Genomic DNA, 16531 nt, shown 5'->3' with positions numbered 1-16531 from the left:
GATAGGGGGATTGGGGATTGGGGATTGGGGATTGGGGATTGGGGATTTCAGCACGCGGCCTCGAGGTCGCGAAATGGTTCCGCTCGTCCTCGAGGCAGGCCCGTAGGGGCACGGCGTGCCGTGCCCGCCCTCGAGGCCCGTCCGACGTAGAGACGCCTTTCGGGGCGTCTTCGGTCTCGGCGTCACGTCGCTGACCTCGAGGTCGAGTGCCTATACCGTGCCGAGGCCCCCGCCCTCGAGGACGGACCATGCGGAGCCATCCAGCACGCAAACCCTGAACCTCGAACCCCAAACCCCCTAATCCACGAACGCCAGGACGATCTCCGGGAAGGCCAGCACGAGCGCGAGAGCCGTCATCTGGATGATGACGAACGGGATCGCCCCGCGGTAGATCTGCGCCGTGGTGACTTCGGGCGGCGCCACGCCTCGAAGGTAGAACAGCGAGAACCCGAACGGAGGCGTCAAAAACGACGTCTGCAGGTTCATGCCGAGTACCACGCCGAACCACACCAGGTCGATGCCGAGAGCAGCGGCGGCGGGCGCCAGGAGGGGGACCACGATGAAGGCGATCTCGAAGAAGTCGATGAAGAAGCCCAAGACGAACACCAGCAGGTTCGCGGCGATCATCAGCCCGATCACGCCGCCGGGCAGCCCGACCAAGGCTTCCTCGATCCACAGGTCGCCGTAGAGCCCTCGGAAGACGAGCGCGAACACCGTCGACCCGATCAGGAGCACCATCACCATCGTCGTCAAGGACGCCGTCGAGCGGGCTGCGTCCCAGATCACCGAGCGCTTAAGTCGGCCGCGTTGAGCGGCGAGCAGGACGGCTCCGATGGCGCCCAGGGCTCCGGCTTCGGTCGGCGTCGCGATCCCGGCGAAGATGCTGCCCAGGACGACCAGGATCAGGATGAGGGGTGGGGCGAGCGCCGTCAGGACGCGGCGGAGCAAGAGCGCCCCGCGCTCGGTCCGCTCGCTCTCGGGCAGGGCCGGCGCCGCCTCCGGCCGGAGCCAGGCCACAATCGCGGCGTAGGCCGCGAACATCCCCGCGAGCATCAGGCCGGGAATCAGAGCCCCCGCGAACAGCGACCCGACACTCACGCCGAGCTGATCGCCCAGGACGATCAGTACGATCGAGGGCGGGACGATCTGCCCCAGCGTCCCCGACGCCGCCACCACGCCCGAGGCGAACGACGGCGAATACCCGTGCCGCAGCATGACCGGCAACGCGATCGCCCCCATCGCCACGACGCTCGCCCCGACCACGCCCGTCGCCGCCGCCAGCAACGCCCCGACCCCGACCACGGCGAGCGCCAACCCTCCCCGTGCCCGTCCAAACACGTCCCCGACGGTCGTCAGCAAGTCCTCCGCCAGCCGGCTTTTCTCGAGGATGACGCCCATGAAAATGAAGTACGGGATCGCCAGTAGCACCGGGTTCTGCATGATCCCGAACACGCGGTCGCCGAGCGCCAGGAGAAACGGCGGGTCGAAGTAGCCCGTCGCCAGCCCCAGCAATGCGAACGCGACCGACGCGCCCCCGATGGCGAACGCGACCGGATAGCCTGTAAACACCAGCAGCAGCACGACGCCGACCAGGATCGGCCCGAGCCAGTCCGCCAGGTGTGAGAGCAGCTCCACTAGGCGCCCTCTTGGCATTGCTCCGGGAGCGCCTCGAGGTCGGCCCCGGAGAGAACGGCGATGGCCTTGAGCGCTTGTGCCACGCCCTGCACCGCCAGCAGCCCGAGCCCGAGCGGGACGAGCAGCTTGACCGGCCACCGCGCCAAGCCGCCCGCGTCGAGGGCGGACTCGCGGATCGCGATGGCCTCGAGGACGGCGGGCCACGACGCCCACAGCAACAGGGCGCACAGAGGGAGCAGCAAGAGCACCGTTCCGAGAAGATCGATGATGGCTCGACCTCGAGGACGCAACCGCCCATACACGACGTCGACCCGGACGTGGGCGTCGTCCGACAGACCCCAGGCCGCGCCGAGGAGAAAGACCGCGCTGAACACCATCCATTGGATGTCGCCGAGCGCGTTGAGGGCGGGCGAGACCCCAAGCATCGGCCCGACGTAGCGGAACAGCGCCGCCAATCCGCCCGAGACGACCAGCACCACGACGAGCCTCGACGCCAGCCATCCGACGGCGGACGAGAGGCGATCAGCGAGGGACACGGCGCGCTCGAGCATAGCCGAACCTACGCGCCCTCGTCCGTGTGCGTCTCGGCGTCCTCGAGGCCGTGACCTGAACGACGCCAGAGGACGCCTAGGCGCCGCGCTCCGCCATCAGCGTGCGCATCGCCCCGACCGCCAGCCCGTCGACGTGCTCGTTGAGCGGGATCCCAGCGTGGCCCTTGACCTTGACCCAGGCGATCTCGTGCCGGTCGTTCTGTGCGATCAGGCGCTCCCACAAGTCCCGGTTCAGGACCGGCTTCTTGTCGGACTTTTTCCATCCGCGGCGCTGCCACCCGTCGATCCAGCGGTCCTTGAAGGCGTTGATGAGGTACGCGCTGTCCGAGTGGAGCCGGACCTGGCAGGGCTCTTTTAGGGCCTCGAGAGCGCTCGCTGCTGCGGTCAGCTCCATCCGGTTGTTGGTCGTCTCGGCCTCGGCACCCTTGAGGTCCTTGGTGATCGCGGCGTCGCCCTCGCCAAAGATGAGCGTGGCGCCCCAGCCGCCGGGGCCGGGGTTGCCGGAGCACGCGCCGTCGGTGTAGATGGTGACGTCTTTCAAGGCGAGAGCGCCGGTGTAAGAGGGCCGCCCTCGAGGTCTAGGCGGAGCACCGGAAGCTAGCGGAGGACTCGCTGCGATTTCGCTACCCGCGAGCTATGCTGAGGGCTCGCTGTCTCCCACCTGCCTCTGCCGCCGTGAAGTTCGTCGACTACGTCACCGTTACCGTCCGCAGCGGACGTGGAGGAGCCGGCAGTGTCCACTTCCGCCGCGAGAAGTACGAGCCCAACGGGGGACCCGATGGGGGGGATGGTGGAGCTGGGGGATCGGTGCTCCTCGAGGGCGACTCGCAGTTGTACACGCTCCTCGACTTGCGCTACAACCGCCACCACTTTGCCAAGGCCGGTGAGCCCGGAGCGGGGGCCGGCAAGTCAGGCAAGGCGGGCGTCGACATTGTCCTCCGCGTCCCACTCGGGACGATCGCCAAGGACGGAGAATCGGGCGAGATCCTGGGCGAAATCGTCGAGGACGGAGACCGGATCGTGCTCGCGCAGGGCGGTCGTGGCGGTCAGGGCAACACGCACTTCAAGAGCTCGACGAACCAGGCGCCGCGCTACGCACAACCCGGTGAGGCGGGCGAGGAGCGCGAGGTCACGATGGAGCTCAAGCTCCTGGCCGACGTCGGTTTGGTCGGATTCCCGAACGCTGGAAAGAGCACGTTGGTGAGCTCGCTGAGCGCGGCCAAGCCCAAGATCGCGGACTACCCGTTCACGACGCTCGAGCCCAACCTCGGCATGGTCGGGTTCGACGACTGGCGCTCGTTCGTCATCGCCGATATCCCCGGGCTCATCGAGGGCGCGTCTGAGGGGCGAGGGCTCGGCCACCAGTTTCTCAAGCACGTCGAGCGCAACGCCGTGTTGCTGTTCTGCGTCGCCGCCGACGTCGAGGACCCCGGTGCTCGGTACGCCACGTTGGTCGAGGAGCTCGAGGCGTTTAGCCCGCACCTGCTCCACAAGCCCCGGATGGTCGCGTTGACCAAGATGGACATCGTCGGGCCGGAGCTCGCCGACGCCTGGGTCCGCGACGTCCTCGAGGGGTTCCCGGACGACGTCGAGGTCGTCCCGATCTCGGCCGTCGCCCGCCAAGGCCTGGACCGGCTCAAAGAGCGGTTGTGGACGTTCGTCGACGCCGAGCGCAAGGCGGACGCGTAGACCCGTCGCGTCCTCGAGGACGGACCTAGAACGTGAGCGGCTCGGCGGTCAGGATCAGCGAGAGCGCGGCTCCGGTGTCGGGATGCGTCGGCTCCGTGACCTCGCGGAGCTGGAGGCCGACGGCGTCCAACGTGCGGACCCACGTCCCGAAGGTCCGGGCGTACCACGGCATCGGTTCGAGGTCGACGTCGGCAAACTCGAAGGTCTCCTCGCGCCATCCGTCGGTGTAGGGCGCGCCGATCGACAGCGGGTGGACGGTCTGGATGATGACGCGTCCGCACGGGGCGAGCTGGTCCGTCGCGCCTCGGAGGACGCCGAAGACCTTGTCGGAGAGCAGCGCGAAGTTGAACACGGCGACGTCGTAGGGCCCACCGAGCGCGGTCGGGTCGCCGGCGATGTCGTCGTAGCTCACGACCTCGAAAGAGCCGCCGGCGTCGCACGCGGCCTCGATGAGCGGGACGCTCGCGTCAACGCCGTGCGTTCGAGCGCCGAGCGCCACGAGCGCTCGGCTCAGCCATCCTTCGCCGCAGCCGACGTCGAGGACCCGCCCGTTCGGGGGCAACCCGCGGACCACGGCTTCGACAATGGCGGCGTCGGTCCCGGCCGCACGGCTGGGAATGAGGCCGTTACGAACGGCCTGTGTCCACGGCTCGGCATTCACGGTCCAAGAGCTCAGGAGGCGGTCGGGCAGGGTCTGGGGTGTCTTCATGTGGTAACCGAGTACGGAGCGTATCGGTCAAGTCGCACGAAAGGGTAAGACCGGGCTCGTCCTCGATGGTGGCTCGTCCTCGAGGTCGGAAATGCCCCTATACGATGAAAACGTTGTCCCCTCGTTTTTTTGAGCGTGAGGGGGGCGATCGGCGGTTTCTTCCGTTTCTACTTCTCCCAAACACATGACGACGACGCCAGCCGCCGCACACCACGCGACGCGCTCACAGTCCTCCCGATCTACCGGCGCCGAACGGATGCCGGTTTTGATCTTCGAAACCCCCGCCGAGATCGCACGCCAAGCCGCTCGGCAGGTCCGCACGCTCATCGAGGCCAAGGCCGCCGCGGGCGACCCCGCGGTCTTGGGGCTCCCCACCGGCTCGACGCCGATCGGCATCTACCAAGAGCTGGTGCGGATGCACCGCGACGAGGGGCTCTCGTTCAAGAACGTGATCACGTTCAACTTGGACGAGTACCTGCCCATGGACCCGAGTAGCATCCAGAGCTACCACCGGTTCATGTACGAGAACCTGTTCGACCACATCGACATCCCGCGAGAGAACGTTCACATCCCGCGCGGCGACCTGCCCGACGAGGACGTAGACGCTCACGCGGCGGAGTACGAGCGCCAGATCGGACTCGCCGGTGGCATCGACCTGATGTTGCTCGGCATCGGGCGGAGTGGACACGTCGGGTTCAACGAGCCCGGCGCGACGCCCGCCGACCGCACGCGCCGCGTCGTCCTCGACGAGATCACGCGCAAGGACGCGGCGTCGGACTTCTTCGAGGAGAAGTACGTGCCTCGAGAGGCCATCACGATGGGGACCGGCACCATCCTCGACGCGCGTGAGCTCATCCTGATCGCGACCGGCGAGCACAAGGCGCCGGTCATCCGCCGGGCCATCGAGGGCGAGCAGACGTCTCAGGTTCCGGCGACCTATCTCCAGGACCACAAGAACGCGGTCGTTTACCTCGACAAGGCCGCTGCGTCGGAGTTGACGAGGATCAAGACCCCGTTCCTCGTCCGGCGAGTGGATTGGACCGAGGACGCCGCGAAGAAGGCTGTGATCTGGCTCTCGCGCGAGGTGGGCAAAGCCATCCTGCGTCTCGATGCCGGCGACTTCCACCGTCACGGTTTGCACGACTTGGTGCGGACGATGGGCGGCGTGGACGATCTGTGTCTCCGCGTGTTCGAGGACTTACGCCAGCGCGTCGTCTACCCGAACAAGCTGCCCCAGGGCGAGAAGGTGATCGTGTTTAGTCCTCACCCGGACGACGATGTGATCTCGATGGGCGGCATGCTGCACGCGCTCGTCGAGAACGGGAACGACGTCACGGTCGCCTACATGACCAACGGGTCCGTGGCCGTCTTCGACGAGGACGTAAGGCGTCACCTCCAGTTCGCGGAGATGACCCGTGACGTCCTGGCACCGGGTGCGGGCGACGCCGTCACGGAGCGCGTCAACGCGCTGATGTCGACGCTCGAGGCCAAGCAGCCCGCCGAGGTCGACGCGCCCGAAATCCAGACGATCAAGGCCTCGATCCGGTACACCGAAGCGATCGCTGCGATCGAGGTCATGGGGCTCGGCGCCGAGAACGCCCGGTTCCTGGACATGCCGTTCTACCAGACGGGCCTGGTCCGCAAGAACCCGATCGGCGACGCCGACGTCGAGATCGTCTCCGACTTGCTCGACGAGCTCAAGGCGACCCACATCTACGTCGCCGGCGACCTGTCCGACCCACACGGGACGCACCGGATGTGCTACGCCGCGATCTCGCGCGCCCTCGAGGGTCGGGAGAACGGCCCGCTCGTCTGGCTCTACCGCGGCGCCTGGCAAGAGTGGGAGATCGACCAGGCCGACGTGTTCCTGCCCCTCTCGAAGGCCGAGCTCGAGCTCAAGATCGAGGCGATCTACAAGCACGAGAGCCAGAAGGACCGCGCGCTCTTCCCCGGCGCCTACGACGACCGAGAGTTCTGGCAGCGCGCTCGCGACCGCAACACCGACACGGCCCACGCACTCCAAGCGCTCGGCCTGCCGGCGTTCTTCGCCGCCGAGGCCTACGTGACCGTCCACGAGATGCCATAGAGCCGGCCGTCCTCGAGGTCGCGACGTGCGGCTTCGAGGACGAATCGTTCACGCGAGGTCGCGTTCCGACCCAGAACCGGGGCAGACGCAGAGACGCCTCTCGGGGCGTCTGTGCCGGTCTCGGTGCCGGTCGGGTGCCGACACGGCGAATGTGCCGACGGATCCGTCCTCGAGGACCACTGCAAATCGTCCTCGAGGACGCGTAGGTTCGGGCCGTGACCTTGTTCGACGACCCGACCGCCGACCGCGAGCCCGCCGACGACCACGAGCGCCGGGCCTTGGTCGCGCTGTCGCTCGTCCCAGGCGTCGGTCCGGGCCGAGTCCGATCGCTGTTGTCAGCGTTTCGGACCGCGAGCGATGTGCTGCGTGCGCCGTCCTCGAGGCTGGTGCGCGCCGACGGCGTGGGGAGGCAGACCGCCGATGCGATCGCGAGCTGGGACGACTGGGCCGCCGTCGACGACCAGTTTCGAAAAGCGGACCGCGTCGGAGCTCGAGTGGTCGACTTTGGAGACGAGGAGTACCCGTCGTTGCTGCGGCAGATCTACGATCCTCCGCCGTTCTTGTGGGTCCGCGGTCGGCTCACGGAGATCGACGGTCTAGCGGTCGCCGTCGTAGGCACGCGCAAGGTGTCGGACGCGGGGACGCGGGCCGCGGAGGCGTTTGGGCGTGGCTTTGCAGAAGCGGGGGCGACCGTCGTAAGCGGGCTCGCCTACGGCATCGACATCGCGGCGCATCGGGCCGCCCTCGAGGGCGGAGGACGGACCATCGCGGTGCTCGGGTCGGGCGTCGACCGGATCTACCCGTCGCGGCACGGAAACACAGTCCGCCGCATCTTGGAGGACGACGCGGGAGCCGTGATCTCTGAACTGCCCCTCGGGGCCACACCCGACGCGCCCAACTTTCCGCGTCGCAACCGGATCGTCTCGGGGATGAGCCTGGCGACGGTCGTGGTCGAAGCCCGCGAGAAGGGCGGCGCACTCCTGACGGCGGGCCTCGCGCTCGAACAAAACCGCGACGTGTTCGCCGTTCCGTCCTCGATCTTTGCCCAAGCGCAAGGCACGAACCGCTTGATCCAGCAAGGCGCGGCCCTCGCGATCTCTGCCCTCGAGGTGCTCGACGCCGTCGCCCCGCAGCGCTCATCGAGGACGGACGCCGTCCTCGAGGCTGAGCCTCCCCCAGACCTGAATCCGGTCGAAAGCCGGTTGGTGGGTGCTCTCGGATCCGATCCGAAGCCGCTCGACACGGTCTGTCGCGACGCGGGCGTCGACGCGTCGACGGCGCTCGTGTACCTGCTGCAGCTAGAATTCCGCGGTCTCGTCCGCCAGCTCGCCGGCAAACAGTTTTACCGGCCATAGGCGGTCTGAGGAACGGGCGGAGGGCGATGCCGTTGTCCTACGACATTCCCTGATTCTCTTGCGCTACGCCCTCGCCGCTTCCGCCCTCGCCGTCGTCGTCATGACGGCCCTGCCGCTCAGCCGGTCGTCGGCGTGGTGGGTGCGGATGTTCGACTTTCCCCGCATGCAGATCACGGTGCTGGCCGTGATCGTGCTGATCCTCTACGCGGTGTTCGCGATCTGGCGGGCCGAGCCGAGCATCTGGGGGTGGCTCATGGCGGCTGCGCTGACGGTTGCGACGCTGTACCAGTGCGCGAGGATGGTCCAGTACACGCCGATCTACGGCGAGGAGACCGTTCGCGCCGACCCCATCTTGGCGAACCCAGACCGCCGGCTCCGTCTCGTGGTCTCGAACGTCCTGATGGAGAACCGCGAGGGAGACCTGTGGCTCCGTACCATCCGCGAGGCCGCCCCCGACGTCGTCGCGGCCGTCGAGACCGACGAGTGGTGGGCCGAGACCGCTCGCGCCCTCGAGGACGAGTACCCGCACGCGGTCGAGGTCCCCCAAGACGACACCTACGGAATGTTGGTCCGCTCGAAGCTGCCGATCGTGTCGCACGAGGTCCGGCACCTGGTCGAGCCCGAGGTCCCGAGCCTGCTGCTGACGATCGAGCTCCGGTCGGGGGAGAGGGTGACCATGCTCGTCCTCCACCCGCGCCCGCCTCGGCCCGACATTCAGCAAGACTCCGACCTGCGTGACGCCGAGCTCGTGCTCGCCGGCAGCGACGTCGCTGACATCGACGGCCCCGTCATTGTCGCGGGTGACCTCAACGACGTGGCGTGGAGTCATACGACGTCGCTGTTTCAAGAGCTCTCGGGCTTGCTCGACCCCCGCGTCGGTCGCGGTACGTACTCGACGTTCCACGCCGACCACTGGTGGTTGCGGTACCCGCTCGACCACGTCTTCCACTCGGACCACTTCGGGTTGGTCGAGCTTCGCCGGCTCGACAGCGTCGGCAGCGACCACTTCCCGATGCTGATCGAGCTCGAGATCGACCCGGCAGTGGAGCCGCTCCAGGAGACGCCGGACCCCGAGCGGGAAGACATCATCGAGGGTGAGGAGATGGTCGACGAGGCGCGCGATCTCAAGGCGAATGAGACGGAGGCGGAGCGCCGCGAGCGCGTGCGAGAAGACCAGTAGCGTGGTCCCAGCGTCCTCGAGGCCGCGCCAAAGTTCCACAGCTCTGCGGTCTCCGGCCGTCCTCGAGGCCGCATCTTCCTGCACCTCGCACCTCCCGTCCGTGACGCTCGACGACTACCGATCCCGCTTTCAACTGCCCCCCGGCACGGTCTACCTCGACCACGCCGCGACGGGCGTGCTCTCGCAGGACGCCCTCGAGGCCGCAAGCGACTTCCTGGCCGGCAGAGCCGGGACGGTCGATGGTCGCTTTCCCAACAACTTCCCGTCCGACCTCGAGCGGATCGACCGCGCCCGCGACCGAGCGGCCCGCCTCGTCGGTGCCGACCTCGAGGACGTGGCCATCGTCCCGAACACGTCCTACGGGCTCAATCTGGTTGCTCAAGGGCTAAGCTGGCGACCGGGCGATCGCGTCTCCGTCCCCGGCTGCGAGTTTCCGTCCAACTTGCTCCCGTGGCGCGCGCTCCACGACCAAGGCGTCGAGGTCGATCTGGTGCCCCACCGCGACGGCGCGTTCTCCGTCGACGACATCGCGGCCTCGATCCAGCCGCAGACACGCGTCGTGGCCGTCTCGGCCGTCCAGTTTCTAAGTGGCTTCCGCGCCGAGCTCGACGCGATCGGCGAGCTGTGTCGCGAGAGAGGCGTGCTGTTCGTGGTCGACGCGATCCAGGCCGTCGGCGTCCTCGACCTCGACGTGTCGGCGTTTCAGCCTGACCTGCTGGCTGTCGGAGGTCACAAATGGCTCGGGTCGATGCAGGGAGCCGGGTTCGTCGTCGTGGCGCCGACGCTCCGAGACCGGCTCCGACCGCTGCGGGGCTGGCTCAACGGCCCCGTCGATTGGGACGACTTCGAGGCGTCCGGCCTGGACTTGCACCCCGATGCGACGCGCTTCCACGTCGGCACGATGCCGACGGCGAACCTGTACGCCCTCGACGCGGCTCTCGGGCTGATGCTTGAGGTCGGGCCAGACGTCATCGAGGCCGCCGCTCTTGGGGCCGCCCAGCGGCTGGCGGACGGGCTCGCTGCCCTTGGATACGAGCGCGTCGGACTGGGCGGATCGGCCATCGTCACGGTCCGCGCCGACGACCCCGAGGCCCTTCACGCCGCTCTCCTAGAGGCTGGCGTCGCCGTCTCGCTCCGCAGCCGACTGGTCCGCTTCTCACCCCACGCCTCGACGCTTCCCGACGCCGCCGACGCCGCCCTCGAGGTCGTTGCGTCCGTGACGCGCTCGGCCGTTACCGTCTCGTGAGCGCGCCCGATCCCTACGAGCGCGTCGAGGCCGTCTTGACGCTCGACGTCCCCCCTGGCCAGTCGCCCATCCGGCTCGACGTCTACGTCACGGAGAAGACCGCGAACGCGACGCGCTCCAAGGTCCAGCGCGGCATCAAGGACGGCCGCGTCGACGTCAACGGCAAGACGGCCAAGAAGCCCTCGATGCTGCTCCAGCCCGGCGACCACGTCGAGTGCCGCGTCATCAAGATGGCGCCCATCGAGGTCGTGCCTGAAGACATCCCGCTCGACGTCGTCTACGAGGACGACGTGTTGATCGTCGTCAACAAGCCGGCTGGCATGGTCGTCCATCCGGCGTACGGCCACCCGTCGGGCACTCTCGTCAACGCGCTTCTGTGGCACGTCGGCGGTGACCCGATCCGGGCCGACGACCTCGAGGACGCGGACGACGACGACGTGGGACTCTCGACTTCGACAGCGGGGCCTCGCTTCGAGGGCGACCCGACGGTCCGGCCGGGACTCGTCCACCGTCTCGACAAGGACACGACGGGGCTGATGGTGGCGACCAAGACCGACACGGCTGCTGCAATCCTGGGCAAGCAGTTCGCCGAGCGCACGATCCGCCGCCGCTACCTCGCGTTGGTCTGGGGCGTCCTCGATCCCGAGGAAGGACGAGTCGAAAGCTGGCTCGGCCGGAGTCCTCGTGACCGCCGCGTGATGTCCGTCCGTCCCGAGGGCGAGGGCAAGTGGGCCGCGACGCGCTACCAAACCGTCGAGGCGTTCCGCGACATGACGTTGGCGCGGTTCCAACTCGAGACTGGCCGCACCCACCAGATCCGCGTCCACGCGTCCTCGATGGGCCATCCTGTTTTTGGAGACGCGACGTACAAAGGCGATCGGATCGTCTACGGCTCGGCGGTGGGGACGCGCAAGGCGTTCATCCACAACCTGCTTAAGGCCCACCCGCGCCAGGCGCTGCATGCCCACACGCTGGGCTTCACGCACCCGGCGACCGGTCAGGACATGGACTTCGAGGCGCCACTCCCCGCCGACACCGCGCACCTTGTCGAGCGCATTCGCACCATCGAGGGCGCGTAGTCGTTCGTTGCTCGTCTGGACTGATCCGGTAGCCGGTGTCGCATAGCTAGCTCAGCGAGTCCTACCATATACCATCTACTCCGGTCATGGCGCGATCTCTAAAGCATGCCCTTAACACACTTCTCTTTTCAGGCGTGTTAATAGCGAGTGGCTGTGACGTCGTTTCGTTTCTTGGAGGGGATGACGGTATTTACGCAGGTGGGGAGCTTTTTGGGTCTTCTATCGCCCTCGATGCAGGTCGCGCCGTCGTGGGCGCCTTCGGGTCTGACGAAGCGTTCGTCCTCCGTCGTGAGGGTACAGGATGGGAGACTGAGGCCCTCTTAGAACCGCCTGAGGGGCTTCCGAAGGACGAGAGGGGAGCCGACGTTATTTACAGCGATGCCGTCGACATTGAAGGCTCTGTTGCAGTCGTCGGAGCCCCAGAGCTCGGTCTGGTAGGCGCACAGGACCCAGGTCGAGCGTTCGTGTTCGAGCGCGCAAATGGGGAATGGACCCGGACGGCCGAACTCCGTGCGGCCGACCCATCGATCGCCCGTCTGTATGGACAATCGGTAGCGGTATCGAGTGGCCGTGTCGCCGTTGTGGAAGCAGTCGCGGTAGATCCACCCACTGGAGTCTTGGTCGATTCCGCCGCCGTCGTGTTCTACGAGCGCTCGGGAGGGGGGTGGGCCGAGACGTCCCGGATCGAGGAGACCGAGTACGAACGACACAGCGGACGAAGTGGATCGTCTTTGTTTGGTTTGGGTCTTGCACTTGATGGTGACCGAGTTGCCATAGGGTCGCCTGGACAGTCAGTCGATGGGAACGCAGGTGCTGGAGTTGTCCGCGTCTACGAAAGGATGGGAGCTGCTTGGGCGCTCTCGGCAACGCTCTCGGCACCTTCTCTCCGTGCAGACGATTTCATGGGTGAGTTGGTAGCCTTTGATGGCTCGATCATCGCGGCCGTTGCTCGGGGGCGGAGCTTGGACGGGAGGCTCGGAGTTGGCTCCGCGTTCGTATACCGCGAGCACGGAACGGAGTGGGCTGTGGAAGGCGAACTCCGCCCAGCCGATCTCACATTACGCGACCTCTACGGGAGGTCGATCGCTGCCAGTGGAGACCGCGTCGCGGTTGGAGCCATCGGTCGAGCGCAGAGCCGAGGCTCTGTGTTCGTGTGGGTGCGATTGCCATCCGGCACCTGGGAGCTCGAGGCTGAGCTGTGGCCGGAGGGACTCGGCCGCAACTCTTCCTTCGGGGAGAGTGTCGCGCTCGAAGGGGATCATCTATTAGCTGGAGCGAACAACGCCAGCAGCGGCAAAGGCCGTGTTTACTCGTTTCGTCGCGGTCGCGACGGCTGGGTTCAGGGCGGAGATTGAGTTACCAGATCGTCTCATCGAGCAGCGCTACGTCGCCCGCGGGGACCCCGCCCCGCGGCGGCGCGTCCCCGTGATCGATCCCGATCCGTCCTCGATGCCCACGCTCCCGTCCTTTGTCGACCTCCTCGACGTCGACCGCGTCTTCGTTCGCGATCCCGGCGGGAGCAAGGCCGAAGTGCTCCAGCGGAGTGCCGACCGACTTGCGGGCTCGGCCCTGGTGACCGACCGAGCGCGTCTCGCCTCCGACCTCGAGGCGCGCGAGCAGCGGCTCTCGACCGGAGTCGGAGAGGGGCTGGCGCTTCCCCACGCCCGCACGCCGGCCGTGTCCGGGACGGTCGCCACGCTCGCGACCCTCTCTGAGCCCGTCGAGTGGAGCGCTCTCGATGGCGAGCCCGTCGATCTCGTGGTGACGTTCGCGGCGCCCGAGAGCGAGCCCGGCCAGCACGTCCGGCTAATGGCCCAGATCTCGCGCGTGCTGAGCGCTCCCGGCGTACGCGACCGGCTGGCCGACGCGGGCTCGGCGTACGCCGCCCTCGAGGTCGTGCGCGACGCCGAGAGCAGCTTCCGCTGAGCCCGCTTTTCGCACGATGCGGACGCCACCGTATCGCGCGGGGCCGGACCTTGGCGTGTCCTCTCCGACACGCGACATGGCCTTCCAGACGATCCGCGGCACCTTCGACATCCTGCCCGACGAGCACGGATCCAGCGGCTCCACCGTGCCCGCCTCGTCATCGTGGCGCTGGGTTGAGGGCGTCGTCCGCGGCGTGATGGAGCGGTTCGCGTTCGAGGAGATCCGCACGCCCGTCTTAGAGCCCGTCGAGTTGGTGGCCCGAGGGGTGGGCGCGGGGACGGACATCGTGAGCAAGGAGATGTTCACCGTCGAGCGGTCGAAGGAGACCTACGTGCTCCGGCCCGAGGTGACCGCGCCCGTCATGCGCGCCTTTCTCCAGCACCACCTCGAGCAGCGCGGCGGCGCGCAGCGGCTCTACTACATCGGACCGTGCTTCCGCGCCGAGCGGCCGCAGAAGGGACGCTTCCGCCAGTTCCACCAGTTCGGCACCGAGCTGATCGGGTCGGACGACCCCAGAGCGGATGCCGAGACCATCGCCAACGTCCGGGCGATCTACACCGCATTCGGCGTCACGCGGACGACGCTCCGCATCAACACCTTGGGCGACGCCGCCGACCGGCCGGCCTACCGCGACGCGCTCCGCGACTACTTCTCGTCCCACCTCGACGCGCTGTCGGAGACCAGTCGGACACGCCTCGAGGTCAACCCGCTCCGGATCTTGGACACCAAGAACGAGCGTGAGCGGGAGCTCTTGGGGGACGCGCCGCGCGTCACGGACTTTATCAGCCCGGAAGCGAGGGAGCATCACGCCCGGCTGCTCTCTCTCTTGGACGCCCTCGAGGTCCCGTACGTCGAGGACCCGCTCTTGGTGCGCGGCCTCGACTACTACTCGAGGACGGTGTTCGAGCTCGAGCACGACGCGCTCGGCGCCCAGGGTGCGCTGGCCGCAGGAGGTCGGTACGACGGGCTCGCCGAGTCCGTCGGGTCGAAGAAGACCGTCCCGGCCGTCGGCTACGCGGCCGGCATCGAGCGGCTGTTTATCGCCCTCGAGGCCGAGAACGTGGACCCGCCGCTGGTGTCCTCGACGGACGTCTTCGTGGTGACCTTGGGCGACGCGGCCGAGTCGGCGGGGTTCGGGATCACGCAGACGCTGCGCACCGCCGGTCTGTCGGTCGACTTCGCCTTGGGCGGGCGGTCACTGAAGGCCCAAATGAAGGCGGCTGATCGGTCCGGCGCCCGCGTCGCATTGGTAGTCGGAGACGACGAGCTCGAGGCCGGTGTCGCCCAGGTGCGCGACCTCGAGTTCGGCGAGCAGCGAGCGGTGCCCATCGCCCAGCTCGCTCTCGAGCTGGCAGGCGAAGGCGCCGCATAGCCCGTTCCCGCGACGACTAGCTTCCGTCTCCCCAGAGAACTGCGATGTACCCCCGGATAAGCGACATCACGTTGGACCTGTTCGGGTTCGAGTTCCCGATCCCGCTCTTCTCGTTCGGCCTGATGGTCGCGCTCGCGATCCTGACCGCGACGGCCATGTCGCGCGTCGAGGTTGACCGGTTGTTTGGGAAGGGGCTGATGAAGGCGGTCCGCGCCAAGGTCAAGGACTCGAAAGGCCGTGAGAAAGTCCAGCTGACGAGTCCGTCAGTCCTGCTGTGGAACATGGCCGTGATGGCGGGCGCGTTCGGCGTGCTCGGTGCCAAGCTGTTCCACATCATCGACTACTGGGACGAGTTCGTGCAGAACCCGGCCGCGATGATCTTCTCGGGCTCCGGCCTGACGGTGTACGGCGGCATCTTGGTCGCGGGCATCGCGATCCTGTGGTACGCGCACTCGAAGGGCGTCAACAAGGGGCGGCTGATGGACGCGATCGCGCCGGGGCTGATGCTGGCCTACGGCATCGGGCGGATCGGCTGCTACCTGTCGGGCGACGGTGACTGGGGCGTGTGCTCGTCGCTCGACGACAAGCCGGGCTGGATTCCGGGCTTCTTGTGGAGCGAGACGTTCCCCCGAGCGATGGTCGGCGCCGATCCCGTGACCTACAATGCCGTCCAGCGCGGCGCCGAGTGCACGCTCGCGAACCCGACCGGCGTCTATCCCACGATGCTCTACGAGTTCGCGATGACCGCCGTGCTGGCGGCGCTGCTGTGGGTGCTGCGCAAGCACCCGTTCAAGGCCGGCTGGCTGATCTCGGTGTACGGCATCCTGGCCGGCATCCAGCGGTTCGTGATCGAGTTCATCAAGGTCAACCCCGACACGTCGCTCGGCCTGCCGCAGTCGCAGTTGATCTCGATCGGGTTCATCGTCGCGGGCCTCATCGGCTTGGCGATCACGACGCGCCGCGTGGTCCCGAACGCGACCGACGACTCGCCGGCCGTCCAGCCGGTCGCTGCTTCCTAGAACGCCTTCGATGTCCCTCGATTCGTCCCGCCTCGTCCTCGACGCATTCGATCGGATCGCGGACTGGGAGCGCTCCTTCGGACCCGTCGAGTCGCATCCCGCCCTCGAGGTCGACGCGGACGCGCTGGGCGAGGCGTTCGACGAGTACCTGTCCCGGATGACGGCGCCGCCCCGAGGTGAGCGTCCAGGCATGTACCCGTTTGGGCATCCGCGCTATGCGGGGCAGATGCTCAAGCCACCGCACCCGGTCGCGCTCGCGGCCTACGCCGCTGCGGCCCGGATCAACCCGAACAATCACGCCCTCGACGGCGGGCCGCCGACGAGCGAGATGGAGAAGGAGGTCGTGGAAGACTTGGCGGCGATGCTCGGCCTCGACGGCGCGCTCGGGCACCTGACCGGAGGAGGGACCGTCGCCAACTTGGAGGCGCTGTTCGTGGCTCGCGAGGAGACCGGCGGCAAGGCGATCGCGGTCGGCCAGGACGCGCACTACACGCATGCCCGGATGGCCGGCGTGCTCGGCCTCGAGGCCGTCTCGGTGGCGGGCGACGGTGACGGCCGAATCGACCTCGACGCCCTCGAGGACGTGCTCCGCGACGGCGACGTCGGGACGGTCGTGCTGACGGCGACCACGACGGGGCTCGGCTCCGTCGACGCAGTGGCCGACGCCATCCCGCTGTGCCGCCG

General features: G+C 67.8%; 15 protein-coding genes. 11 read left to right on the top strand and 4 right to left on the bottom strand.

Features of this window, described 5'->3' with window-relative positions; translation table 11 throughout:
• Nucleotides 1–297: 297 nt before the first annotated feature.
• The 3 genes from WBA11_RS19470 to rnhA form a co-directional block, all read right to left on the bottom strand.
• Nucleotides 298–1635 carry a TRAP transporter large permease gene (locus WBA11_RS19470; protein ID WP_424522290.1) on the bottom strand — a complete coding sequence of 446 codons (1338 nt, stop codon included), beginning with the start codon at nt 1633–1635 and terminating at the stop codon, nt 298–300.
• On the bottom strand, nt 1635–2171 hold the full coding sequence (locus WBA11_RS19465; protein ID WP_424522289.1) for a TRAP transporter small permease subunit: 537 nt from the start codon (nt 2169–2171) through the stop codon (nt 1635–1637). The genes WBA11_RS19470 and WBA11_RS19465 overlap by 1 nt, the downstream gene beginning before the upstream one ends.
• Nucleotides 2172–2262: 91 nt before the next feature.
• Nucleotides 2263–2727 carry a ribonuclease HI gene (gene rnhA, locus WBA11_RS19460; protein ID WP_424522288.1) on the bottom strand — a complete coding sequence of 155 codons (465 nt, stop codon included), beginning with the start codon at nt 2725–2727 and terminating at the stop codon, nt 2263–2265.
• A gap of 134 nt (nt 2728–2861) precedes the next feature.
• On the opposite strand from rnhA, the gene obgE reads away from it, so the two are divergent.
• Nucleotides 2862–3875 carry a GTPase ObgE gene (obgE, locus tag WBA11_RS19455; RefSeq protein ID WP_424522287.1) on the top strand — a complete coding sequence of 338 codons (1014 nt, stop codon included), beginning with the start codon at nt 2862–2864 and terminating at the stop codon, nt 3873–3875.
• Between the two features lie 25 nt (nt 3876–3900).
• On the opposite strand, the gene WBA11_RS19450 is transcribed toward obgE, so the two are convergent.
• Nucleotides 3901–4584, bottom strand: a complete 684-nt coding sequence (locus WBA11_RS19450; protein ID WP_424522286.1) for a class I SAM-dependent methyltransferase — start codon at nt 4582–4584, stop codon at nt 3901–3903.
• 184 nt (nt 4585–4768) lie between these two features.
• On the opposite strand from WBA11_RS19450, the gene nagB reads away from it, so the two are divergent.
• From nagB to WBA11_RS19400, 10 genes are all read left to right on the top strand, one after another.
• Nucleotides 4769–6670, top strand: a complete 1902-nt coding sequence (gene nagB / locus WBA11_RS19445; RefSeq protein WP_424522285.1) for a glucosamine-6-phosphate deaminase — start codon at nt 4769–4771, stop codon at nt 6668–6670.
• Nucleotides 6671–6885: 215 nt separating this feature from the next.
• A complete protein-coding gene (gene dprA, locus WBA11_RS19440) occupies nt 6886–8025 on the top strand; it encodes a DNA-processing protein DprA (RefSeq protein ID WP_424522284.1) in 1140 nt (379 codons plus the stop codon).
• A gap of 58 nt (nt 8026–8083) precedes the next feature.
• On the top strand, nt 8084–9205 hold the full coding sequence (locus WBA11_RS19435) for an endonuclease/exonuclease/phosphatase family protein (protein ID WP_424522283.1): 1122 nt from the start codon (nt 8084–8086) through the stop codon (nt 9203–9205).
• Nucleotides 9206–9305: 100 nt separating this feature from the next.
• Complete coding sequence (locus WBA11_RS19430; protein ID WP_424522282.1) at nt 9306–10451, top strand: aminotransferase class V-fold PLP-dependent enzyme; 1146 nt, start codon at nt 9306–9308, stop codon at nt 10449–10451.
• On the top strand, nt 10448–11530 hold the full coding sequence (locus WBA11_RS19425; RefSeq protein ID WP_424522281.1) for an RluA family pseudouridine synthase: 1083 nt from the start codon (nt 10448–10450) through the stop codon (nt 11528–11530). The genes WBA11_RS19430 and WBA11_RS19425 overlap by 4 nt, the downstream gene beginning before the upstream one ends.
• A gap of 86 nt (nt 11531–11616) precedes the next feature.
• The gene (locus WBA11_RS19420) at nt 11617–12885 is read left to right on the top strand and encodes a hypothetical protein (protein WP_424522280.1); all 1269 of its coding nucleotides are present in this window, start codon (nt 11617–11619) and stop codon (nt 12883–12885) included.
• Between the two features lie 70 nt (nt 12886–12955).
• Nucleotides 12956–13456 carry a PTS sugar transporter subunit IIA gene (locus WBA11_RS19415; RefSeq protein ID WP_424522279.1) on the top strand — a complete coding sequence of 167 codons (501 nt, stop codon included), beginning with the start codon at nt 12956–12958 and terminating at the stop codon, nt 13454–13456.
• A 55-nt stretch (nt 13457–13511) separates the two neighbouring features.
• A complete protein-coding gene (hisS, locus tag WBA11_RS19410; RefSeq protein WP_424522278.1) occupies nt 13512–14828 on the top strand; it encodes a histidine--tRNA ligase in 1317 nt (438 codons plus the stop codon).
• 44 nt (nt 14829–14872) lie between these two features.
• A complete protein-coding gene (locus WBA11_RS19405) occupies nt 14873–15847 on the top strand; it encodes a prolipoprotein diacylglyceryl transferase (RefSeq protein WP_424522277.1) in 975 nt (324 codons plus the stop codon).
• Nucleotides 15848–15857: 10 nt separating this feature from the next.
• The coding region (locus tag WBA11_RS19400; RefSeq protein WP_424522276.1) for an aminotransferase class I/II-fold pyridoxal phosphate-dependent enzyme at nt 15858–16531 on the top strand (674 nt) is incomplete at its 3' end.

The sequence above is a fragment of the Rubrivirga sp. genome, from assembly GCF_049648075.1.
Lineage (GTDB): Bacteria > Bacteroidota > Rhodothermia > Rhodothermales > Rubricoccaceae > Rubrivirga.
Note: the sequence above shows the minus strand (reverse complement) of the source record. Positions and strands in the feature narration are given on the sequence as shown.